The following is a 22736-nucleotide window of genomic DNA, read 5'->3' on the forward strand; positions in this document are numbered from 1 at the left end:
ACGGCCATCGCCAGCCCTCGCGATAAAGCGCACCGATCAACTATGATCGGTGCGTGTCTGTTCTTTTCTTTATCGAGCCTTATCCATGAATCAGAACGCTGAATATTCCGCGGTCAACGATGCTGTGCGCGGGCAGTTTTTTCGCAAGGTGTGGGCCATGACCACGCCTTACTGGCGCAGCGAAGAGAAGGGCAAGGCCTGGACATTGCTGATTGCCGTGATTGCGCTTTCGCTGTTCAGCGTGGCGATCTCGGTGTGGATCAACAGTTGGTACAAGGATTTCTACAACGCACTGCAAAAGAAGGATGAGGCTGCGTTCTGGCAACTGATCCTGTATTTCTGCGGTATTGCCACGGTGGCTATCCTCGGCGCGGTGTATCGCCTGTACCTGACGCAGATGCTGACGATCCGCTGGCGGGCATGGCTCACCGAGAACCACTTCAAGCGCTGGCTCGGGCACAAGAATTACTACCAGCTGGAGCAGGGCGGTTATACCGACAACCCTGACCAGCGGATTTCCGAAGACCTCAACACCTTCACCGCCAACACCCTGAGCCTCGGGCTGGGACTGATCCGCACGGTGGTCAGCCTGGTGTCGTTCTCGATCATTCTGTGGGGTGTGTCCGGCAGCATCGAAGTGTTCGGCATCGAAATTCCCGGCTACATGTTCTGGTGTGCGCTGCTGTACGCGGCGGTCGGCAGTTGGCTGACCCACCTGATCGGTCGACGTCTGATCGGCCTGAACAACCAACAACAACGCTTCGAAGCCGACCTGCGTTTCTCCATGGTGCGAGTGCGTGAGAACGCCGAGAGCATCGCCTTGTACAACGGCGAGCCCAACGAAAACCGTCGTCTGAGCAGCCGCTTCGGTCTGGTCTGGCACAACTTCTGGGACATCATGCGGGTGTCCAAGCGCCTGACGTTCTTCACCTCGGGTTATGGCCAGATCGCGATCATTTTTCCGTTCATCGTCGCGGCACCGCGCTACCTGGCAGGCAAGATCGAGCTGGGCGAGCTGATGCAGATCAACTCGGCGTTCGGCAATGTGCAGGAGAACTTCAGCTGGTTCATCAGCGCGTATTCGGATCTGGCGGCCTGGCGCGCCACTTGTGATCGTCTGCTGAGCTTCCGTCAGGCCATGAGTGAAAACGAAGACCGGGCACCGGCCATCGATGTGCAGAATCAGGGCAGCGAATTGAAGGTACACAACCTCGGGCTCGATCTGGCCGATGGTCGTCATTTGCTGACCAGCGCCCACATGACCGTGGAGGCGGGCGACCGGGTAATGCTCAGCGGCCGCTCCGGCAGCGGCAAGTCGACGCTGTTGCGGGCGATGGGGCATCTGTGGCCGGCAGGGCACGGCAGTATCCGCTTGCCGGCGGCACGTTATCTGTTCCTGCCGCAAAAGCCGTATTTGCCGATCGGCACACTGCGCGAAGCCTTGAACTATCCACAACCGGGCGATACCTACGCGCCAGAGCGTTATGCACAAGTGCTGGAAACCTGCCGTCTGCCGCATCTGGTGGCGCGACTGGACGAAGCCAATCACTGGCAGCGCATGCTCTCGCCGGGTGAGCAGCAACGACTGGCCTTTGCTCGTGCGCTGCTCTACGCACCGCACTGGCTGTACATGGACGAAGCGACGTCGGCGATGGACGAAGAAGACGAGGCCACGCTGTATCAGGCGCTGATCGATCAGTTGCCGGGCTTGAGCATCGTCAGCGTCGGCCACCGCAGCAGCCTCAAGCGCTTCCATCCACGGCACGTGCGGATCGATGGCGGGCATCTGGTCGAGCAGACCGTCACGGCCTGATGTGCACTGAATCTGTGGGAGCCTGCTCCCACAGAGGACGGTGATCGTACAACTTCCTTGGGCTATGATGCCTCTCTAGCCGAAATTCGAGATAACCCCAGACCATGGAAAACCCGATCGACACCCCGCGCCTCCCTCGCAAGCGCCGCAGCCTGGCACAGGAACTGGTGACGGTGCTGACCGAGCAGATCCGCGACGGTCTGCTCAAGCGTGGCGACAAGTTGCCTACCGAGTCGGCAATCATGGAATCCCATGGCGTCAGCCGCACCGTAGTGCGCGAGGCGATTTCCCGGCTGCAGGCTGCAGGGCAAGTCGAAACCCGCCACGGCATCGGCACCTTCGTTCTCGACACGCCGAGCCCGAGCGGTTTCCGCATCGACCCGGCCACTGTGGTCACCCTGCGTGACGTACTGGCGATTCTCGAGTTTCGTATCAGCCTCGAAGTCGAATCCGCCGGCCTCGCCGCACAACGTCGCAGCGCCGAACAACTGGCCGCCATGCGCGCCGCCCTCGATGCGCTGAACGAAAGCGTGGCCCACGCCAGCGATGCGGTGGCGTCGGATTTCCAGTTCCACCTGCAAATCGCGCTGTCCACCGGCAACCGCTACTTCACCGACATCATGACCCACCTGGGCACCAGCATCATTCCGCGTACTCGCCTGAATTCGGCGCGACTGGCCCATGACGATCAGCAGCACTACATGAGTCGCCTGAGTCGCGAGCACGAGGAAATCTATGACGCGATTGCCCGTCAGGATTCCGATGCCGCCCGAGCGGCCATGCGTCTGCACCTGACCAACAGCCGCGAACGGCTGCGTCAGGCGCATGAAGAGGCGCAGGCACAGGGTTGAACTCTGGAAGGGCGGGAAAACGTCATGCGGTGTCGACGATAGATAACGGTAATGCCTCTGATGGTTGCGGGGGGCCGTCTATCGTTGCGAGGTAGCTGATTACTACGGACCCACTTTTGAATTGATAGCCGAAAAGGCTTCTTGAATTCAGAGAGACCTGTTCCTTTCCGGCTGTCGAGGTCGTAAATCTGGTGCCCCATGGAATAGGGGGGCTAAAGCGGTCGGGCTTGACTGCAATTGTTATGTCGATCTGTTGGTTTGCTGCTTTCCCCTCATAAAAGAAATCGAGCAGAAAAACGCCATCCAGTTTTTGGGTGTCCAGCACTCCATTTGGCGCCTGAGGTGCTTCCGCTGGGGCAAGTAGATTTAAAGGTGATACTTGCAGTGTCTGCATGACAAACTCTCCTTGAGTCGGGGTGAGTGCAATCTTATTGCACCCCGCCAGTTGAGCTTCTTTGTGTGCCGGTGCGCCACTGTCAGAAATGACAGTGGCGACAAACGGTCGTCATTGATCCCGTCATGCGTGACGATCAAGCTTCGATGTACAGTTTCATCGGTTCGGAACACGGCTCCAGACTGGATTCATCGGCAAACTTGTAGCGCAGCTCAACGGTGCTGTTCAGGTACTTTTCCAGCTCGAATCTCGGGATGCTCAACTCGATTCCGGTCAGGCCGACCATGTCGTCGAGCGTGTCGTCCCAGACGCCGGTCGGCTCCGACAGACCCTGCCATTCAGGCTCTTCCGGGTCCTCGCCGAGGATCGGGTACACATCCCAGTTCGGCGGTGTGTTCTGCCCATCGGGCACACGAACGATCAAGTCATCATCCAGAGTCGACAACCGCAGAATGATCGAGTCGCTGGCGTGGTCGGGGAATTGCGGAAGGTGTGCAGCGGCAAACGTCATGGTTCGTTCTCCTTGAAAGATCTGCCGCGATCCTTCGCGGCAGTGGTCGCACTTTACCCGGCGAATCGGTGAGGCGCGCCGGGGCAATCTTGTCCGGGCATTTCAGCTCTTGGGCAGAATCGAACGATCCACCCTGACCGCCAGTTTGCCCGGGCCAGGCGTGATGTCGAACGTCGCCTGCCCCCGGGCATCCACCGACGCCCGGGCGATAGCCACGCCGTCGCGCAGCAATTGCAGCGGCGCACCTTTCATCGATTGGCCCGAGGCCAGTTCCAGTTTCAATTTGAGGGTCATCGAATCGCTCCTTAATTCGTGTTGCCGGTCGGGTGATAGTCCTTGAGCAGCAGGTAAGTGCTCCAGCCCCACCAGTCGTCGACGGTGGCGGTATCGTTGAGGTTGTTGACGTCCTTGCGCCGCAGGACTTTGTTGTCCTGGACGCGGAACAGGGGCGAGAAGTTGTTGGCCGGATTCATCACGAAAGTCAGATCCGGCAACCGTTGCAGCGCGTTGAAAGTGGTCGGCACGTTGCCGCTGGAATACGCGGCATACACCTCGTCCGCCGAATCCTGCACTGCCTGATTCACCTGATTTCGGTTGTCGGCGTCCGTGGTGTCGAAGTAGCGCTTGTCCCCGAATGCCCGCCATTGCTCGCCATGGCCGTTGCGCACCTTGAGCCCGAACTTGCTGTCTTCGTCGTGCATGAAACGAGTGATGAGTGAACCCAGGTCGCTTGGAGTCACCGCTGCGGCCATGGCCTTGCGCGGCACTCGCAAATGCCCCGAAGAGAACAGGTCGGTGAGGTAGTGGTCAGCGAACGCGTTCATCGCGTAGGCCCGCTCCAGTTGCAGTTCGTCCTGACTGGCATGGGCGGCTGCAGCGGTTTGCAGGGCGGCGGTGTGTCCGGCGATATACGCCTGGCGAGCCCATTCGCCGAAGTGGTCGGCGTTGTTCGCCGCCAGTTTAAGATAGCGACCGAGCGGGAACAGCGCCGAGGCAAAACTGCCGCCGCCAGTGATCTTGTTCCACTCTTCCGACAACGTATCTCCTAAAGCGTCATAAGCCTCGTGGGGTTGCTTGCCATCCTTGATCGCCTGTTTAACCGCGTCGATCTCCTTTTGCATGATCGCGAGAACCTGTGTCGCTTCGGCCTTTGAAGCGGGCAACGCGGCGAGGCTGTCGAAGGCCGCCGTGTAGCGCTGAAGACGATCAGCCGGGGTCGATCCCTCGTTGATCGGCCGGTCGACGATTCCGTAGAAGTCACCGCCCAGCGCCAGCACCTGGCCGTAGGTCAGCGCTAACCCGTTCGGCAAATGCAAAGGCACGTTTTGCGCGAGCACTGGCTCGGCACCTTCAACGAAGCGCAGCCGGGTGTTATCGCCGACAGCCGTGTGTTCCGCGCCTTCAAAGCGCAGCGGCGGTTTGCCTTTCATGGCTTTGCCGGGCAGGGCGAGGGCGGGTTCGACATCACTGTGGGAGTCGGCGATGTGCAGTAACAGGTGTGGGTAATCAGCACTGAAGGCGATGCCGCCGGGGGCAAAAAGATCATCGAAACGGGCGATGACCGGTGTGGTTTTTTCAACGCATGTGGTTTGAAGACCGGACATTTCTTTCTCCTTGATATGTCGTCGGCAGGTTTTATTTGACTGTATGCATATACAGTTAAATCGAGCCTAGTCGAGAAATCTCCTACGTCAAAAAGAAATCTTGTCCGACAAAAAATGCCCCCCAGCGATGAAATGCAGTTGACGGTTATCTTTTAAGTTGTACGATGACCTACAACTTCGGCGAAGGCTGAACGGTCCACTCACAAAAAACGTTGTTACCAGGGTGTTCGAATAATGAATCCACAAGAACTGAAGTCCATCCTCTCCGCCGGCCTGCTCTCGTTCCCGGTGACCGATTTCAATGCTCAGGGCGATTTCAATCGCGCTGGCTACATCAAACGCCTGGAATGGCTGGCCCCGTACGGTGCTTCAGCCCTGTTCGCCGCCGGTGGCACCGGTGAGTTCTTCTCCCTGGCTGCCAGCGAATACTCGGAAATCATCAAGACTGCCGTCGACACCTGCGCCAGCAGCGTGCCAATCCTCGCCGGTGTCGGTGGTTCGACCCGCCAGGCCATCGAATACGCACAGGAAGCCGAGCGTCTGGGCGCCAAAGGCCTGCTGTTGCTGCCACACTACCTGACCGAAGCCAGCCAGGACGGCGTAGCGGCCCACGTTGAAGCAGTGTGCAAATCGGTCAACATCGGTGTGGTGGTCTACAACCGCAACGTCTGCCGCCTGACCGCGCCGCTGCTGGAACGCCTGGCCGAGCGCTGCCCGAACCTGATCGGTTACAAGGACGGTCTGGGCGATATCGAACTGATGGTGTCGATCCGTCGTCGCCTCGGCGATCGCTTCAGCTACCTCGGTGGTCTGCCGACCGCCGAAGTCTACGCCGCGGCCTACAAGGCCCTGGGCGTGCCGGTCTACTCGTCGGCGGTGTTCAACTTCATCCCGAAAACCGCGATGGACTTCTACCACGCGATTGCCCGCGAAGATCACGTCACCGTCGGCAAGATCATCGACGACTTCTTCCTGCCGTACCTGGACATCCGCAACCGCAAGGCCGGTTACGCCGTGAGCATCGTCAAGGCCGGCGCCAAAATCGCCGGCTATGACGCAGGCCCGGTGCGGGCGCCGCTGACCGACCTGACCCGCGAAGAGTACGAGATGCTCGCCGCGCTGATCGACAAGCAAGGTGCGCAGTAACCCAACTCTATAAACGAGGCCGCTGAGCAATCAGCGGCCTTTTGCGTCAGGAGAATGATTCGTGACCAAGCGCTATGACAACTACATCAACGGTGAATGGGTCGCCGGCAACGATTACTCGGTCAACATCAACCCGTCCGAGCTGAGCGACACCATCGGCGATTACGCCAAGGCTGACCTGGCTCAGGTCAACGCCGCCATCGACGCCGCTCGCGCCGCGTTCCCGGCGTGGTCGACTTCGGGCATTCAGGCCCGCCACGACTCGCTCGATAAAGTCGGCACCGAAATCCTCGCCCGCCGCGAAGAGCTCGGTACCCTGCTGGCCCGGGAAGAGGGCAAGACCCTGCCCGAAGCCATCGGCGAAGTGACCCGCGCCGGCAACATCTTCAAGTTCTTCGCTGGCGAGTGCCTGCGTCTGTCCGGCGAGTACGTGCCGTCGGTGCGTCCGGGCGTCAACGTCGAAGTCACTCGCGAAGCCCTCGGCGTGGTCGGCCTAATCACCCCGTGGAATTTCCCGATTGCGATTCCGTCGTGGAAAATCGCCCCGGCTCTGGCCTACGGCAACTGCGTGGTGTTGAAACCGGCGGATCTGGTGCCGGGTTGCGCCTGGGCGCTGGCCGAAATCATCTCCCGCGCAGGCTTCCCGGCCGGCGTGTTCAACCTGGTGATGGGCAGCGGTCGTGTGGTCGGTGAAGCGCTGGTCAACAGTCCGAAAGTCGACGGCATCAGCTTTACCGGCTCCGTCGGTGTGGGCCGTCAGATCGCCGTCAACTGCGTGTCGCGCCAGGCCAAGGTTCAGCTGGAGATGGGCGGCAAGAATCCGCAGATCATTCTCGACGACGCCGACCTCAAGCAGGCGGTCGAGCTGTCGGTGCAGAGCGCGTTCTACTCCACCGGCCAGCGTTGCACGGCATCGAGCCGACTGATCGTCACCGCCGGGATTCACGACAAGTTCGTCGAGGCCATGGCCGAGCGCATGAAGTCGATCAAGGTCGGTCACGCGCTGAAGGCCGGCACCGACATCGGTCCGGTGGTCTCGCAAGCACAGCTTGAGCAAGACCTGAAGTACATCGACATCGGTCAGTCCGAAGGAGCGCGCGTAGTCAGCGGCGGCGGTCTGGTGACCTGCGACACCGAGGGTTACTTCCTTGCGCCGACCCTGTTCGCCGACAGCGAAGCGTCGATGCGCATCAGCCGCGAAGAGATCTTCGGCCCGGTGGCCAACATCGTTCGCGTGGCCGATTACGAGGCTGCACTGGCCATGGCCAACGACACTGAATTCGGTCTGTCGGCGGGCATTGCCACCACATCGCTGAAGTACGCCAACCACTTCAAGCGTCATTCCCAGGCCGGGATGGTGATGGTCAACCTGCCGACCGCCGGTGTCGATTACCACGTTCCGTTCGGGGGCCGTAAGGGTTCATCCTATGGCTCACGTGAGCAAGGCCGCTATGCGCAAGAGTTCTATACCGTGGTGAAAACCGCCTACATCGGTTCGTAAGTCGCTGCACCCGCGCAGGGTTATTGCCAAGGCCCTGCGCGGTACAAGACCAAAGAATGTTTTACCCGCATAAAAATAATCAGTGGGAGTACATCTACATGCAATCGTCCAAGCCGACTCACGTCCGCTATTTGATCTTGCTCATGCTGTTTCTGGTGACCACGATCAACTACGCCGACCGCGCCACTATCGCGATCGCCGGTTCCAGTTTGCAAAAAGACCTCGGCATCGACGCGGTCACCCTCGGCTACATCTTCTCTGCTTTCGGTTGGGCCTACGTGGCCGGGCAAATTCCCGGCGGCTGGCTGCTCGATCGCTTCGGCTCGAAAAAAGTCTATGCCCTGAGCATCTTCACCTGGTCGCTGTTCACCGTGCTGCAAGGCTTCGTCGGTGAGTTCGGCATGTCCACGGCCATCGTCGCGCTGTTCATGCTGCGCTTTCTGGTCGGTCTGGCCGAGGCGCCATCGTTCCCCGGCAACGCACGCATTGTGGCGGCCTGGTTCCCGACTGCCGAACGCGGTACCGCTTCGGCGATTTTCAACTCGGCGCAATACTTTGCCACCGTGCTGTTCGCTCCGCTGATGGGCTGGATCGTCTATGCCTTTGGCTGGGAACACGTGTTCATTGTCATGGGCGTGTTCGGCATCCTGTTCTCGCTGATCTGGCTGAAGGTTATCCACAGCCCGCGCCAGCACCCGATGGCCAACGAAGCGGAAGTGAAGTTCATCGCCGACAACGGCGGTATGGTCGACATGGACCAGAAGCAAGGCAAAAAGGCTGACGGCCCGAAGTGGGATTACATCCGTCAGTTGCTGACCAACCGCATGATGCTCGGCGTGTATCTGGGCCAGTACTGCATCAACGGTATCACCTATTTCTTCCTGACCTGGTTCCCGGTGTACCTGGTGCAGGAGCGCGGCATGACCATCCTCAAGGCCGGTTTCATCGCCTCGTTGCCGGCGATCTGCGGCTTTATCGGCGGTGTCCTCGGCGGGGTGATTTCCGATTACCTGCTGCGCAAGGGGCATTCGCTGACCTTCGCCCGCAAGGCGCCGATCATTGCCGGTCTGTTGGTCTCCAGCAGCATCGTGGCCTGCAACTATGTCGACGTTGAATGGATGGTGGTGGGCTTCATGGCCCTGGCCTTCTTCGGCAAAGGCGTGGGCGCGCTGGGTTGGGCGGTGGTGTCCGACACCTCGCCGAAACAGATCGCCGGTCTCAGTGGCGGCCTGTTCAACACCTTCGGCAATATCGCCTCGATCACCACGCCAATCGTCATCGGCTACATCATCAGCTCCACCGGCTCGTTCAAATGGGCGCTGGTGTTCGTTGGCGCCAATGCGCTGGTGGCGGTGTTCAGCTACCTGGTGATCGTCGGCCCGATCAAGCGTGTGGTCCTGAAAGAACCGCCAACCAACGGTGGTTCCGAAGCCACCGGTAAATTGTCTCAAGCGCATTCCTGAGGAGCGGCGCCATGCAGTTGATTGAACATTCCGACTCGCCGCGCTACATCCGCCTGCACGAGCGGGACAACGTAGTGGTTGTGGTCAATGACCAGGGCGTGCCGGCCGGCACCGCATTTGCCGATGGCCTGGTGACGGTGGATTTTGTGCCGCAGAGTCACAAGGTCAGCCTCGTGGACATCCCCGAGGGTGGCACGGTGATTCGCTACGGCCAGATCATTGGCTACGCCTTGCAGCCGATTCCCCGTGGCAGTTGGGTCAAGGAAGATCAACTGCGCATGCCGACCGCGCCACCGCTGGACAGCCTGCCGCTGTCCACCGATGTGCCGGCCGCCCAGGCGCCGCTGGAGGGCTTCACGTTCGAGGGTTATCGCAACGCCGACGGCACCGTCGGCACGCGTAACATCCTCGGGATCACCACCACCGTGCAATGCGTCACCGGGGTGCTGGATCACGCGGTAAAACGCATCAAGGATGAACTGTTGCCGAAGTACCCCCACGTCGATGATGTGGTGGCGCTGACCCACAGTTACGGTTGCGGCGTGGCCATTACGGCCACCGACGCCTACATCCCGATCCGCACCGTGCGCAATCTGGCGCGCAACCCGAATCTCGGTGGCGAGGCGCTGGTGATCAGCCTGGGCTGCGAGAAATTGCAGGCCGGGCAGGTGATGCACGAGGACGATGCATCGGTGGACTTGAGCGAGCCATGGCTGTATCGCTTGCAGGATTCCAGTCACGGTTTCACCGAGATGATCGAGCAGATCATGGCACTGGCCGAAACCCGCCTGAAGAAGCTCGACCTGCGCCGTCGGGAAACAGTGCCGGCGTCCGAGCTGATCCTCGGCATGCAGTGCGGCGGCAGCGATGCGTTTTCCGGGATCACCGCCAACCCGGCGCTCGGTTATGCCTCTGACTTGCTGCTGCGGGCAGGGGCGACGGTGATGTTTTCCGAAGTCACTGAAGTGCGTGACGCAATTTACCTGCTGACCTCACGGGCGCAGACCAAAACCGTTGCCGAAGAGCTGGTACGTGAGATGGACTGGTACGACCGTTACCTGGCCAAGGGCGAGGCGGATCGCAGCGCCAACACCACGCCGGGCAACAAGAAGGGCGGGTTGTCGAACATTGTCGAGAAGTCGTTGGGCTCGATCGTCAAATCCGGCAGTAGCGCCATCAGCGGTGTGCTTGGCCCCGGGGAGCGGTTCAAGCAGAAGGGTTTGATCTTCTGTGCGACGCCGGCGAGTGATTTTGTCTGCGGTACGTTGCAACTGGCGGCGGGGATGAACCTGCACGTGTTCACTACCGGGCGTGGTACGCCTTATGGTCTGGCCATGGCGCCGGTGGTCAAGGTGTCGACCCGTACCGAGCTGGCGCAGCGCTGGCCGGATCTGATCGACATCGATGCCGGGCGGATTGCTACCGGACGGGCGAGCATCGAGGAATTGGGCTGGGAGTTGTTCCACTACTACCTGGATGTGGCGAGCGGCAAGCAGCAGACGTGGGCGGAGAAGCACAAGCTGCACAACGACATTACGTTGTTCAATCCGGCGCCGATTACTTGATGATCTCGGGAGGATCAAAAGCTGCCCTCACCCTAACCCTCCCGAAACGTCGGACCGCCCGGAGGGAGAGGGGACTGATCTGGGGATGCTTTAGAAAATTATCGACCTGAAAATTTCAGGCTGAATCCCAAATCGACTGGTTGATTCGGTTCGATGGGAATCGATAGTCGACTCGGTCTTCCAGGTCGATGGATGACGTAAATCACCTCGGTCGGCTCCCTCTCCCTCCGGGAGAGGGCTGGGGTGAGGGGCTTTTGGCTTTTGAGGTTAAAACGGCCCGAAGTGGCTTATCATTAGCCCCCTAACGACGCTCACCTCCAAGGCTCCCCGGCATGCTGGCAATCTTCCTCGAAACCCTGAACATCACCGCGCCGGTGTTTGCCATGCTGTTTCTGGGTGTGCTGCTCAAGCGCATCGACTGGATCAACGACAACTTCATCCACACAGCCTCTTCACTGGTATTCAACGTCAGCATGCCGGCGCTGCTGTTTCTCGGCATCCTGCATGCCGACCTGCACGCCGCGCTGCAACCGGCGCTGCTGATCTACTTCGCCCTCGCCACGCTGGCCAGTTTTGCCCTGGCCTGGGGCTGGGCGATTCTCCGCTGCCCGCGGGAAGATCGCGGCATCTACACCCAGGGCGCGTTTCGCGGCAACAACGGGGTCATCGGGCTGGCGCTGGCGGCGAGCATGTATGGCGACTACGGGATTTCCCTCGGGGCGATTCTCGCGGCGCTGGTGATCCTCTTCTACAACACCCTGTCGACCATCGTGCTGGCGGTCTACAGCCCGGTGATCAAGTCCGACCCGTGGAGCATCTGCAAAAGCGTGTTCAGCAATCCGCTGATCATCAGCGTGATCGCGGCAGCGCCGTTTGCCTGGTTCAAGATCGGTCTGCCGGGATGGCTGGAAACGTCCGGCCAGTACCTGGCGCAGACCACGCTGCCGCTGGCATTGATCTGCATCGGTGGCACGCTGTCGCTGGCGGCGCTGCGCAAAAGCGGCAGCCTGGCGCTCAGCTCGAGCCTGGTGAAGATGATCGGTCTGCCGGTGTTCGCCACGCTAGGTGCTTGGCTGTGGGGCTTTCGCGGGGCGGAGCTGGGGATTCTGTTTCTCTACTTCGGCAGCCCGACGGCGGCCGCCAGTTTTGTCATGGCCCGGGCGGCCCAGGGTAACCATGAACTGGCGGCGGCGATCATTGTGTTGACCACGTTGATGGCGGCAGTGACCACCAACGTCGGGATCTTTCTGTTGCAATGGGGCGGATGGATCTAGCCTGAGACCGGGTTTGAACGTTCGGGCCTCTTCGCGAGCAAGCCCGCTCCCACATTGGATCTGTGGCGATCACAAATCCCCTGCGGGAGCGGGCTTGCTCGCGAAGGGGTCGATCTGTCACTCAGCTTTCTGATAGGTGTCGATCACTTCCTGCGCCGCCCGAAACGCATCGATCGCCGCCGGCACCCCGGCGTACACCGCGCAATGCAGCAGCGCCTCACGGATCTCGTCGACCGTGCAACCGTTGTTCAGCGCGCCGCGCACGTGGCCCTTCAACTCTTGAGGGCACTTCAACGCGGTCAGCGCGGCGAGGGTAATCAGGCTGCGGGTCTTCAGCGGCAAACCTTCGCGATTCCACACACCGCCCCAGGCGTGTTCGTTGACGAAATCCTGCAAGGGTTGGGTGAACTCGGTGGCATTGCCCAGTGCGCGGTCGACAAACGCGTCGCCCATTACCTGACGGCGGACTTCAACCCCGGATTTCTTCGATTCGGTCATGGCACATCCCTCTTGTGGTGTTGGCGGCGCCAGGCGCGTACGGACGTGAAAAACAGAAACGTCAGCAGTGTCGGCAGCACATAAAACAGCATCAACCGTTCAAGCTTGCCGGCCAGTGGCATGCCGGTGGTGAACGACACCACGTGCAGCCCGTACGCCAGGTACAAGCCGAGCAGCAACAGGCCTTCGGCGCGGGTCACGCGATAGCCGGAGTAGAACACCGGCAGGCACAGCGTGGCCACGCCCAGCATCACCGGCAGGTCGAAACCCAGCGCGTTCGGCGACACTGACAGGGGCGTTGGCGCGATCAACGCGGTAACGCCGAGCACACCGAGCAGGTTGAACAGGTTGGCGCCGATCACGTTGCCCACGGCAATGTCGCGCTGCCCGCGCAGGGCGGCGATCAGTGAGGTGGCGAGTTCAGGCAGCGAGGTACCGACCGCGACCACGGTCAGGCCGATGACTCGCTCGGAAAAGCCCAGATCCGTGGCCACTGCGACAGCGGCGCCCAGCAGCAGATGTCCGGCGAATATCAGCATGGCCAACCCGGCGACGATCATCAGCAGGCTGGTGAACCAAGGCGCTGGCTGAGTTTGAGGATGACCGGAATGTGGCCGGGCCGAGTGGCGCGACTGGCGCAACAGCAAACCGAGGTACAACCCCAGGGCCGCCAGCAGCAGGATGCCGTCGAATCGGCCGATCTCTTCGTTCCAGGCCAGCACGAACACCAGCAGGCTGGCGCCGATCATCAACGGGATGTCGAGGCGTACCAGTTGCCGTGAGACGCGCAATGGAATGATCAGCGCCGACAGGCCGAGGGTTACGAGGATGTTGAAAATGCTGCTGCCGATCACGCTGCCGACCGCGATGTCGGGATTGTGCGTCAGGGTTGCCTGCAGACTGACCGCCATTTGCGGGGCGCTGCTGCCGAGGGCGACGATGGTCAGACCGATGATCAGCGGCCGTACATGCAGCCGCGCGGCCAGGCGCACGGCGGCGCGTACCATCAGTTCGGCACCGGCGATCAGCAGGAACAATCCGCAGAGCAGCTCAATCACTTTGATCAGCGGTAAATCGGTCAGTCCAAAAATGGTGGACGCTCCGTCAGTCGTCGAGGGCCTGCACGCGAACCCGCGCCGTGCCGCTGCCAATCATGCCGAGGCGTTCGGCGGCTTCCCGTGAAACATCGATGATGCGCCCACGGGTGTGCGGCCCGCGGTCGTTGATACGCACCACGCAGGATTTGTCGTTTTTCAGGTTGGTGACCTTCACCCGCGTGCCGAACGGCAACTGGCGATGGGCGGCGGTCAGGGAATTCTGGTTGAACGCTTCGCCGCTGGCGGTGCGTTTACCGTGGTGTTTGGCACCGTAATAGGAGGCGACGCCGGTCTGGTCGTAACCGTGCGGGTCGATGACATCGGTGCTGGCGCAACCGGCCAGCAAGGAGAGCAGGGCGCAAAGGCTGAACAGACGCTTCATTCAAGAGGTCCCGAAAACAAATGTGGGAGCGGCGGTTCGGCGCTCCGACTTGCTCGCGAAGGGGGGCTCACATTCAACATATCTGCTGACTGTTACGCCGCTTTCGCGAGCAAGCCCGCTCCCACAGGGAATGGAGCCAGGCTTTGGATCTGGCTCCGTTTGCATCAGCCTTCGAGCTTGCTTTTGAGCAGTTCGTTCACTTGCTGCGGGTTGGCCTTGCCCTTGGAGGCTTTCATGGCCTGACCGACGAAGAAGCCGAACATCTTGCCGCGCTTGGCTTCGTCTGCCGCACGGTATTGCTCGACCTGCTCGGCGTTGGCCGCGAGCATTTCGTCCAGCACCGCCGAGATCGCGCCGGTGTCGGTCACCTGCTTCAGGCCGCGTTTCTCGATGATCTCGTCCGCACTGCCTTCGCCGTTGGCCATCGCTTCGAACACCACTTTGGCAATCTTGCCGGAGATGGTGTTGTCCTTGATGCGCAACAGCATGCCGCCCAACTGCTCGGCCGAAACCGGCGAATTCTCGATATCCAGGTTCTGCTTGTTGAGCAGGCTGCCCAACTCGACCATTACCCAGTTCGCCGCCAGTTTGGCGTCGCCGCCGATGCTTGCGACTTTTTCGAAGTAGTCTGCCTGTTCACGGCTGGTGGCCAGCACGTTGGCGTCGTAGGCCGACAGACCGAAGGCACTCTGGAAGCGCTCGCGTTTCTGCGGTGGCAGCTCCGGCAGGGTGGCGCGCACGTCATTGAGGAACGAGTCCTCGATGACCACCGGCAGCAGGTCCGGATCGGGGAAGTAACGGTAGTCGTTGGCTTCTTCCTTGCTGCGCATCGGACGGGTCTCGTCCTTGTTCGGATCGTACAGACGGGTCTGCTGGATCACTTTGCCGCCGTCTTCGATCAGGTCGATCTGACGCTGGATCTCGGAGTTGATCGCCTTCTCGATGAAACGGAACGAGTTGACGTTCTTGATCTCGCAGCGAGTGCCGAACTCGACCTGACCTTTCGGACGCACCGACACGTTGCAGTCGCAACGCAGCGAGCCTTCGGCCATGTTGCCGTCGCAGATGCCCAGGTAACGCACCAGCGCGTGGATCGCCTTGACGTAGGCCACGGCTTCCTTGGCGCTGCGCATGTCAGGCTCGGACACGATTTCCAGCAGCGGCGTGCCGGCACGGTTCAGGTCGATGCCGGTGGCACCGCTGAATTCTTCGTGCAGGCTCTTGCCGGCGTCTTCTTCCAGGTGCGCACGGGTGATGCCGACGCGTTTGACCGTGCCGTCTTCGAGAGCGATGTCCAGGTGGCCCTTGCCGACAATCGGCAATTCCATCTGGCTGATCTGGTAGCCCTTCGGCAGGTCCGGGTAGAAGTAGTTCTTGCGGGCGAACACGTTGTGCTGACCGATCTCGGCGTCAATCGCCAGACCGAACATCACTGCCATGCGCACCGCTTCCTGGTTCAGCACCGGCAGCACACCGGGCATGCCCAGGTCGATCAGGCTGGCCTGGGTGTTCGGCTCGGAACCGAACTGGGTGGAACTACCGGAAAAGATTTTCGACCGGGTGGTGAGCTGGGTGTGAATCTCCAGCCCGATCACGACTTCCCATTGCATGTGTGTCTCCTCAGAAGCCGGTTGGGGTGCGGGTGTGCCAGTCAGTGTTCAACTGATACTGGTGCGCAACGTTGAGCAAACGGCCTTCCTGGAAATACGGAGCGAGCAGTTGCACGCCGACCGGCAGGCCGTCGACGAAACCGGCCGGCATCGACAGGCCCGGCAGGCCCGCGAGGTTGGCGGTGATGGTGTAGACGTCTTCCAGGTAGGCAGCGACCGGGTCGCTGTTCTTGGCGCCGAGTTTCCAGGCCGGGTTCGGCGTGGTCGGGCCGAGGATTATGTCGACTTCATTAAATGCCGTCATGAAGTCGTTTTTCACCAGGCGACGGATCTTCTGCGCTTTCAGGTAGTAGGCGTCGTAGTAACCGGCGGACAGCGCGTAGGCACCGACCATGATCCGGCGCTGTACTTCAGGCCCGAAGCCTTCGCCACGGGAGCGCTTGTACAGATCTTCCAGGTTCTTCGGGTCTGCGCAGCGGTGGCCGAAGCGCACGCCGTCGAAACGCGACAGGTTGGAAGAAGCTTCCGCCGGGGCGATCACGTAGTACGCAGGAATCGCGTGCTGCATGTTCGGCAGGCTGATGTCCTTGATCACGGCACCGAGTTTCTGCAGCTCTTTGATGCTGTTCTGGATCAGGTCGGCGATGCGCGGGTCGAGACCGGCACCGAAGTATTCCTTCGGCACGCCGATGCGCAGGCCTTGAAGCGAGCCATTCAGACCGGCGGCGTAGTCCGGCACTGGCTCATCGATGCTGGTGGAGTCGTTCGGATCGAAGCCGGCCATACCTTGCAACAAAATCGCGCAGTCTTCGGCGGTGCGAGCCAGTGGGCCGCCCTGATCGAGGCTGGAGGCGTAAGCGATCATGCCCCAGCGCGAAACACGACCGTAGGTCGGTTTCAGGCCGGTGAGGTTGGTGAACGCGGCCGGTTGACGGATCGAGCCGCCGGTGTCGGTGGCCGTGGCGGCTGGCAACAGACGAGCGGCAACTGCCGCCGCCGAACCACCGGACGAACCGCCCGGCACGTGTTCCAGGTTCCACGGGTTTTTCACCGCACCGTACCAGCTCGACTCGTTGGCCGAGCCCATGGCGAATTCGTCCATGTTGGTCTTGCCCAGGGTCACGGTGCCCGCGGCGGCCAGCTTCGACACCACGGTGGCGTCGTACGGAGCCTTGAAGTTGTCGAGCATCTTCGAGCCGCAGCTGGTGCGAATGCCCTGGGTGCAGAACAGGTCCTTGTGGGCGATCGGCGCGCCGAGCAGGGCGCCGCTCTCACCGTTGGCCCGGCGCACGTCGGCGGCTTTCGCCTGCTCGAGGGCCAGCTCTTCGGTGAGGCTGATGAAACTGTTGATCTGCGGGTCGAGCTGGGTAATGCGCGCCAGCAGGACCTTGGTCAGTTCTTCGGAAGAAAACTTTTTATCGGCGAGACCGCGGGCGATCTCGGCCAGAGTCATTTGATGCATTGCAGGCTCTTTCCCTTTAGTCGATGACTTTCGGAACCAGGTACAGGCCGTTTTCGACCGCTGGTGCGATGGACTGATAAGCCTCGCGGTGATTGCTTTCGGTCACGACGTCGGCGCGCAGGCGCTGACTGGCTTCCAGCGGGTGGGCCAGCGGCTCGATACCGTCGGTATTGACCGCCTGCATTTCGTCGACCAGCCCAAGAATGCTGTTGAGGGCCGAAGTGATTTGTGGAAGATCGGCGTCATTGAGGCCAAGGCTGGCCAGATGAGCGATTTTTTCCACGTCGGAGCGTTCTAGCGCCATCGGGTTTCTCCAGTGGAAAACAGGACGGACGGCGTCCGTGTGTTAGATTGTCGGAACACTACCGCACTTCTACGGTCATAAGGCCGCGATTGTGGGGCTTGGTGCACAGAAAAGCGGCCAATTTAACATATTGGCGCCTTGCCCAAAATCCCTGTCGTTGTTAGAGTTTGCCGCACTTTTTTACCCACGCGTTGCCTAGGGTCCCTTTCCCATGTTCAAGAAACTGCGTGGCATGTTTTCCAGCGATCTTTCCATTGACCTGGGCACTGCCAACACCCTTATTTACGTGCGCGAGCGCGGTATCGTCCTGAATGAGCCATCGGTTGTGGCCATTCGGACACACGGTAACCAGAAAAGTGTCGTTGCTGTCGGCACCGAGGCCAAGCGCATGCTCGGCCGTACGCCGGGCAACATTGCTGCCATTCGTCCGATGAAGGACGGTGTGATCGCCGACTTCAGCGTCTGCGAAAAGATGCTGCAATACTTTATCAACAAGGTTCACGAAAACAGCTTTCTGCAGCCCAGCCCTCGTGTGCTGATCTGCGTTCCATGCAAGTCCACCCAGGTTGAGCGTCGCGCCATCCGTGAATCGGCCCTTGGCGCCGGTGCCCGTGAAGTATTCCTGATCGAAGAGCCGATGGCTGCTGCGATCGGTGCCGGCCTGCCGGTTGAAGAAGCGCGCGGTTCGATGGTCGTGGATATCGGTGGCGGTACCACCGAAATCGCACTGATCTCCCTGAACGGTGTGGTCTATGCCGAATCCGTCCGCGTTGGCGGCGACCGCTTCGACGAAGCGATCATCACCTACGTGCGCCGCAACTACGGCAGCCTGATCGGCGAATCCACCGCCGAGCGCATCAAGCAGGAAATCGGCACGGCCTACCCGGGCGGCGAAGTGCGCGAAGTCGACGTTCGCGGTCGCAACCTGGCCGAAGGCGTTCCACGCGCATTCACCCTGAACTCCAACGAAGTGCTGGAAGCTCTGCAAGAGTCCCTGGCCACCATCGTTCAGGCCGTGAAAAGCGCCCTGGAACAATCGCCGCCGGAACTGGCTTCCGATATCGCCGAGCGTGGCCTGGTGCTGACCGGTGGTGGCGCACTGCTGCGTGACCTCGACAAGCTGCTGGCCCAGGAAACCGGTCTGCCGGTGATCGTTGCCGAAGATCCGCTGACCTGTGTTGCCCGCGGCGGTGGCCGTGCACTGGAAATGATGGACAAGCACACCATGGACCTGCTCTCCAGCGAATAAGTCGCCGGGTGCAATACGTGGGTGAGCGCACAGGCAGCACTTTGCAGTGCTGCCTGTTGGCGTTTATCTTCTGTCAGTCTTCATCCAGGCCGGTTTGATGCCGTATGAATAAACAGAACATTTGCCTGGGAGGAGCGGCTTATTAAACCGCTTTTCGCCAAGGGCCCCTCACTGGGCGTGCGCCTGTTGGTGCTGGCCGTGCTGTCGGTCGCACTGATGGTGGTCGATGCCCGTTTCAGCCTGCTCAAGCCTGCCCGCAGCCAGATGTCGCTGGTGCTGATGGACGCTTACTGGATCACAGATCTGCCCGGCAGGCTGTGGGAAGGTGTCGCCAGTCAGTTCGGCAGCCGCACCGAGCTTGTCGCCGAAAACGAAAAACTCAAGACCGAGAACCTGCTGTTGCAGGGGCGCATGCAAAAGCTTGCCGCCCTCACCGAGCAGAACGTTCGTCTGCGCGAGTTGCTCAATTCCTCCGCGCTGGTCAACGAGAAGGTCGAAGTGGCCGAGCTGATCGGCATGGACCCGAACCCCTTCACCCATCGCATCATCATCAATAAAGGTGAGCGCGACGGCGTGGTGCTCGGTCAGCCGGTGCTCGATGCACGTGGCCTGATGGGGCAGGTGGTCGAACTGATGCCGTACACCTCCCGTGTATTGCTGCTGACCGACTCGACCCACAGTATTCCTGTGCAGGTGAACCGTAACGGTCTGCGGGCGATTGCCAGCGGCACCGGTAACCCTGAACGTCTGGAACTGCGCCATGTGGCCGATACCGCCGATGTCAAGGAAGGCGATCTGCTGGTCAGCTCCGGCCTGGGTCAGCGCTTCCCGGCCGGCTACCCGGTGGCGACGGTCAAGGAAGTGATCCACGATTCCGGCCAGCCATTTGCCATTGTCCGCGCCGTACCGACTGCCGCCTTGAACCGCAGCCGCTACTTGCTGCTGGTGTTCAGTGACAACCGTACGGCTGAAGAGCGTGCCAACGATGCGGCGCAGGCTCAGGAAAATCTTGATGCATTTGGTGGTGGGCCGGTTGTTCCGGCGACCGTGCCGAAAACGGTGAATACCCAGACTGCGACGCCTGCAGCAACGACGGCCACACCTGCCGCAGCACCCGCCAGCGCCACGCCAGCCAAACCTGCTGCAGGCAAGCCGCCAGCGACGCCGGCCAAACCGCCCGCAGCGGCCAGCAAGCCACCGGCCGCTCAGCCTGCCAGCGCTCGGCCGGCCGCCAAACCGCCGGTCACTGCACCGGCCACCACCGGGGGACGAGAATAATGGTCGGTGTCAAAGCCTCCCGAAACGGCTGGATCGTCTGGCTGACCTTTCTGATCGGCATGCTGCTCAGTGTGTCGCCGTTGCCGCAGTTCATGGAAATCCTCCGCCCGCTGTGGCTGGCGTTGCTCCTCGCATTCTGGGCGCTGTACATGCCGCAGATGATCGGCATGGTGACGGCTTTCTGCCTGGGGCTGGCCGAGGACGTGCTTTATGGCACGTTGCTGGGGCAGAACGCCTTGATCCTGACCTTGATCACATTCCTGGTGCTCTCGTTGCAACAGCGCCTGCGGATGTTCCCGATGTGGCAGCAGAGCCTGGTGATCCTGGTGATCTTCGGCCTCGCTCAACTTGTACAGCTCTGGCTCAGCGCCTTGACTGGCAATCGTCAGCCGACCCTGGCGCTGGTCCTGCCGGCGCTGGTCAGTGCCTTGCTCTGGCCCTGGGTCAGCTTCGCTTTGCGCGGATTGCGCCGACGCTACAAAATCAACTGATTCGGTCAGGCATGGGCCCGTACCGGTGCCATGAGGCAGGGCACTCAACAGGGAGATGTTTGGATGAAGCCGCTTTATCTCGCCTCAGGATCGCCGCGTCGGCGTGAGTTGCTCACGCAGATCGGCGTCCCGTTTACCGCCATCAGCGCGGATATCGATGAGACTCCTCTTGCCAATGAATCCCCGTCGGCCTATGTCGAGCGCCTCGCGCGTGGCAAGGCCGAGGCCGGGCGGCGCTCTGTCGTCTGCGACACGCCATTTTGTGTGTTGGGCGCCGACACTGCAGTGGTGCTGGACGGCAAAATTCTTGGCAAACCGGTGGACGAAGCCGACGCATGCGCCATGCTGATGATGTTGTCCGGCAAGGAACACGAAGTGCTCACCGCCATCTCCGTGCTCGACGGGGACCGTTGCGAGTCTCAAGTGGTGCGCAGCCTGGTACGGTTCCGGGCGATCAGCCGTGAAGAAGCCGCGGCCTACTGGGCCAGTGGCGAACCTCGGGACAAGGCCGGCGGTTACGGCATTCAGGGGCTCGGCGCGGTGTTCGTTGCCGGTCTCAACGGCAGTTATTCGGCCGTGGTCGGTTTGCCGGTGTGCGAAAGCGCAGAACTGCTCGGTCATTTCGGCATACCCTGTTGGCAAAAACCGAGTGCGCAGTAACCGTCGAACAGATCAAGATGCGGCCATCATTGTGAACATGCCTGAACGAGACCCTGCCATGAGTGAAGAGATTCTGATCAACATCACGCCGATGGAATCGCGCGTGGCGGTGGTCGAAAACGGTGTGCTGCAAGAAGTGCATGTCGAGCGCACGCAAAAACGCGGGATCGTCGGCAACATCTATAAAGGCAAGGTCGTGCGGGTACTGCCGGGCATGCAGGCGGCATTTGTCGACATCGGCCTGGATCGTGCGGCATTCATTCACGCCTCGGAAATCTCCCTGCGTGAAGGCCCGGCAGTGGAAAGCATCAGCGCGCTGGTGCATGAGGGCCAAAGCCTGGTGGTGCAGGTGACCAAGGACCCGATCGGCTCCAAAGGGGCGCGTCTGACCACTCAGCTGTCGATTCCTTCGCGCTATCTGGTCTACATGCCGCGCACGGCCCACGTTGGCATTTCCCTGAAGATCGAAGACGAAGCCGAACGAGAGCGCTTGAAGCAGGTGGTCAGCGATTGTGTGGCCAAGGAAGGGATCAAGGAGGCGGGCGGCTTCATCCTGCGTACCGCCGCCGAAGGTGCCGGGGCCGATGAGATCCTGATGGACATCCGCTACCTGCGACGCCTGTGGGATCAGATCAACGAGCAGATCAAGACCGTCGGCGCACCGAGTGTGATCTACGAAGACCTCGGCCTGGCCCTGCGCACCCTGCGGGATCTGGTCAGCCCCAAGATCGAGAAGATCCGCATCGACTCCCGGGAAACCTTTCAGAAAACCACGCAGTTCGTCGCCGAACTGATGCCGGAAATCGCCGATCGTCTGGAACACTACCCGGGCGAGCGGCCGATCTTCGACCTGTATGGCGTCGAAGACGAAATCCAGAAGGCCCTTGAGCGCAAGGTGCCGCTGAAGTCCGGCGGTTATCTGGTGGTGGATCCGGCAGAAGCCATGACCACCATCGACGTGAACACCGGGGCGTTCGTCGGACATCGCAACCTCGAAGAAACAATCTTCAAGACCAACCTCGAAGCCGCCACCGCGATTGCCCGGCAGATGCGCCTGCGCAATCTGGGCGGGATCATCATCATCGACTTCATCGACATGGAAGATGAAGAACACCAGCGTCAGGTTCTGCGAACCCTGGAAAAACAGCTGGAGCGCGATCACGCCAAGACCAACATCATCGGCATCACCGAGCTCGGTCTGGTGCAGATGACCCGCAAGCGCACCCGTGAAAGCCTCGAACAGGTACTGTGTGAGCCTTGCAGCAGTTGCCAGGGCCGGGGCAAGCTGAAAACCCCGGAAACCATCTGTTACGAGATCTTCCGCGAGATCCTGCGCGAAGCCCGGGCCTATCAGGCCGAGGGTTACCGCGTGCTGGCGAACCAGAAAGTCGTCGACCGTTTGCTCGATGAAGAATCCGGCAACGTTGCCGAGCTTGAAGGGTTTATTGGCCGCACCATACGCTTCCAGGTGGAAACCATGTATTCCCAGGAACAATATGACGTGGTGCTGCTCTGATCCCCTGCGTCACCTTTTTCCTGAAACGGCTGGCCTCAGCTTTTTGCAGCATTTTTGCCATGGGAGC

22 protein-coding genes are annotated in these 22736 nt (G+C 60.8%); 12 read left to right on the plus strand and 10 right to left on the minus strand.

All coding sequences use genetic code 11. The features are described 5' to 3' along the window. The first annotated feature begins 85 nt into the window (after positions 1-85). Together C6Y56_RS04185 and C6Y56_RS04190 are read left to right on the plus strand one after the other, a co-directional pair. Positions 86-1813, plus strand: coding sequence for an ABC transporter ATP-binding protein/permease (locus tag C6Y56_RS04185; RefSeq protein ID WP_169428841.1), 1728 nt, complete (start codon positions 86-88; stop codon positions 1811-1813). 104 nt (positions 1814-1917) lie between these two features. Further along, positions 1918-2664 carry a FadR/GntR family transcriptional regulator gene (locus C6Y56_RS04190; RefSeq protein ID WP_169428842.1) on the plus strand — a complete coding sequence of 249 codons (747 nt, stop codon included), beginning with the start codon at positions 1918-1920 and terminating at the stop codon, positions 2662-2664. A 22-nt stretch (positions 2665-2686) separates the two neighbouring features. Here C6Y56_RS04190 and C6Y56_RS04195 read toward each other — a convergent pair whose 3' ends face one another. From C6Y56_RS04195 to C6Y56_RS04210, 4 genes are all read right to left on the minus strand, one after another. Next, positions 2687-3058 carry a hypothetical protein gene (locus tag C6Y56_RS04195; RefSeq protein ID WP_169428843.1) on the minus strand — a complete coding sequence of 124 codons (372 nt, stop codon included), beginning with the start codon at positions 3056-3058 and terminating at the stop codon, positions 2687-2689. A 136-nt stretch (positions 3059-3194) separates the two neighbouring features. Continuing rightward, on the minus strand, positions 3195-3569 hold the full coding sequence (locus C6Y56_RS04200) for a hypothetical protein (RefSeq protein ID WP_169428844.1): 375 nt from the start codon (positions 3567-3569) through the stop codon (positions 3195-3197). Positions 3570-3671: 102 nt separating this feature from the next. Next, positions 3672-3863: a hypothetical protein gene (locus tag C6Y56_RS04205; RefSeq protein WP_169428845.1), complete on the minus strand. Its 192-nt coding sequence runs from the start codon at positions 3861-3863 to the stop codon at positions 3672-3674. 11 nt (positions 3864-3874) lie between these two features. Next, a complete protein-coding gene (locus tag C6Y56_RS04210) occupies positions 3875-5173 on the minus strand; it encodes a phospholipase (RefSeq protein WP_169428846.1) in 1299 nt (432 codons plus the stop codon). A gap of 234 nt (positions 5174-5407) precedes the next feature. Here C6Y56_RS04210 and kdgD point away from each other — a divergent pair, with 234 nt between their 5' ends. From kdgD to C6Y56_RS04235, 5 genes are all read left to right on the plus strand, one after another. Next, positions 5408-6319 carry a 5-dehydro-4-deoxyglucarate dehydratase gene (gene kdgD, locus C6Y56_RS04215; RefSeq protein WP_169428847.1) on the plus strand — a complete coding sequence of 304 codons (912 nt, stop codon included), beginning with the start codon at positions 5408-5410 and terminating at the stop codon, positions 6317-6319. A 61-nt stretch (positions 6320-6380) separates the two neighbouring features. Continuing rightward, complete coding sequence (locus C6Y56_RS04220) at positions 6381-7820, plus strand: aldehyde dehydrogenase family protein (RefSeq protein ID WP_169428848.1); 1440 nt, start codon at positions 6381-6383, stop codon at positions 7818-7820. Positions 7821-7918: 98 nt separating this feature from the next. Then, positions 7919-9283 (plus strand): MFS transporter, encoded by a 1365-nt coding sequence (locus tag C6Y56_RS04225; protein ID WP_169428849.1) that lies wholly within the window; start codon positions 7919-7921, stop codon positions 9281-9283. Between the two features lie 11 nt (positions 9284-9294). Then, positions 9295-10848, plus strand: a complete 1554-nt coding sequence (gene garD, locus C6Y56_RS04230; protein WP_169428850.1) for a galactarate dehydratase — start codon at positions 9295-9297, stop codon at positions 10846-10848. A gap of 332 nt (positions 10849-11180) precedes the next feature. After that, positions 11181-12122, plus strand: a complete 942-nt coding sequence (locus C6Y56_RS04235) for an AEC family transporter (protein ID WP_169428851.1) — start codon at positions 11181-11183, stop codon at positions 12120-12122. 117 nt (positions 12123-12239) lie between these two features. On the opposite strand, the gene C6Y56_RS04240 is transcribed toward C6Y56_RS04235, so the two are convergent. From C6Y56_RS04240 to gatC, 6 genes are all read right to left on the minus strand, one after another. Next, entirely contained in the window at positions 12240-12620 is a 381-nt protein-coding gene (locus tag C6Y56_RS04240; RefSeq protein WP_169428852.1) for a carboxymuconolactone decarboxylase family protein, read from the minus strand. After that, entirely contained in the window at positions 12617-13678 is a 1062-nt protein-coding gene (locus C6Y56_RS04245) for a calcium/sodium antiporter (RefSeq protein WP_169428853.1), read from the minus strand. The genes C6Y56_RS04240 and C6Y56_RS04245 overlap by 4 nt, the downstream gene beginning before the upstream one ends. A gap of 46 nt (positions 13679-13724) precedes the next feature. Beyond that, a complete protein-coding gene (locus C6Y56_RS04250) occupies positions 13725-14099 on the minus strand; it encodes a septal ring lytic transglycosylase RlpA family protein (protein ID WP_169428854.1) in 375 nt (124 codons plus the stop codon). A 164-nt stretch (positions 14100-14263) separates the two neighbouring features. Then, a complete protein-coding gene (gene gatB, locus C6Y56_RS04255; RefSeq protein WP_169428855.1) occupies positions 14264-15709 on the minus strand; it encodes an Asp-tRNA(Asn)/Glu-tRNA(Gln) amidotransferase subunit GatB in 1446 nt (481 codons plus the stop codon). A gap of 10 nt (positions 15710-15719) precedes the next feature. Further along, positions 15720-17171 carry an Asp-tRNA(Asn)/Glu-tRNA(Gln) amidotransferase subunit GatA gene (gene gatA / locus C6Y56_RS04260; protein ID WP_169428856.1) on the minus strand — a complete coding sequence of 484 codons (1452 nt, stop codon included), beginning with the start codon at positions 17169-17171 and terminating at the stop codon, positions 15720-15722. Between the two features lie 16 nt (positions 17172-17187). Then, positions 17188-17475, minus strand: coding sequence for an Asp-tRNA(Asn)/Glu-tRNA(Gln) amidotransferase subunit GatC (gene gatC, locus C6Y56_RS04265; protein WP_169428857.1), 288 nt, complete (start codon positions 17473-17475; stop codon positions 17188-17190). 211 nt (positions 17476-17686) lie between these two features. On the opposite strand from gatC, the gene mreB reads away from it, so the two are divergent. From mreB to rng, 5 genes are all read left to right on the plus strand, one after another. Then, positions 17687-18724, plus strand: a complete 1038-nt coding sequence (gene mreB / locus C6Y56_RS04270; protein ID WP_002555108.1) for a rod shape-determining protein MreB — start codon at positions 17687-17689, stop codon at positions 18722-18724. Positions 18725-18901: 177 nt separating this feature from the next. Then, the gene (gene mreC, locus C6Y56_RS04275; protein WP_249314374.1) at positions 18902-20002 is read left to right on the plus strand and encodes a rod shape-determining protein MreC; all 1101 of its coding nucleotides are present in this window, start codon (positions 18902-18904) and stop codon (positions 20000-20002) included. Further along, a complete protein-coding gene (mreD, locus tag C6Y56_RS04280) occupies positions 20002-20493 on the plus strand; it encodes a rod shape-determining protein MreD (RefSeq protein WP_065260837.1) in 492 nt (163 codons plus the stop codon). Before mreC ends, mreD begins: the two co-directional genes overlap by 1 nt. 63 nt (positions 20494-20556) lie before the next feature. Beyond that, the gene (locus tag C6Y56_RS04285) at positions 20557-21153 is read left to right on the plus strand and encodes a Maf family protein (protein WP_169428858.1); all 597 of its coding nucleotides are present in this window, start codon (positions 20557-20559) and stop codon (positions 21151-21153) included. Between the two features lie 58 nt (positions 21154-21211). Continuing rightward, positions 21212-22669: a ribonuclease G gene (rng, locus tag C6Y56_RS04290; protein ID WP_169428859.1), complete on the plus strand. Its 1458-nt coding sequence runs from the start codon at positions 21212-21214 to the stop codon at positions 22667-22669. The last annotated feature ends 67 nt before the right edge of the window (positions 22670-22736 follow it).

The organism is Pseudomonas fluorescens (assembly GCF_012974785.1).
Taxonomy (GTDB): Bacteria; Pseudomonadota; Gammaproteobacteria; order Pseudomonadales; family Pseudomonadaceae; genus Aquipseudomonas; species Aquipseudomonas fluorescens_BT.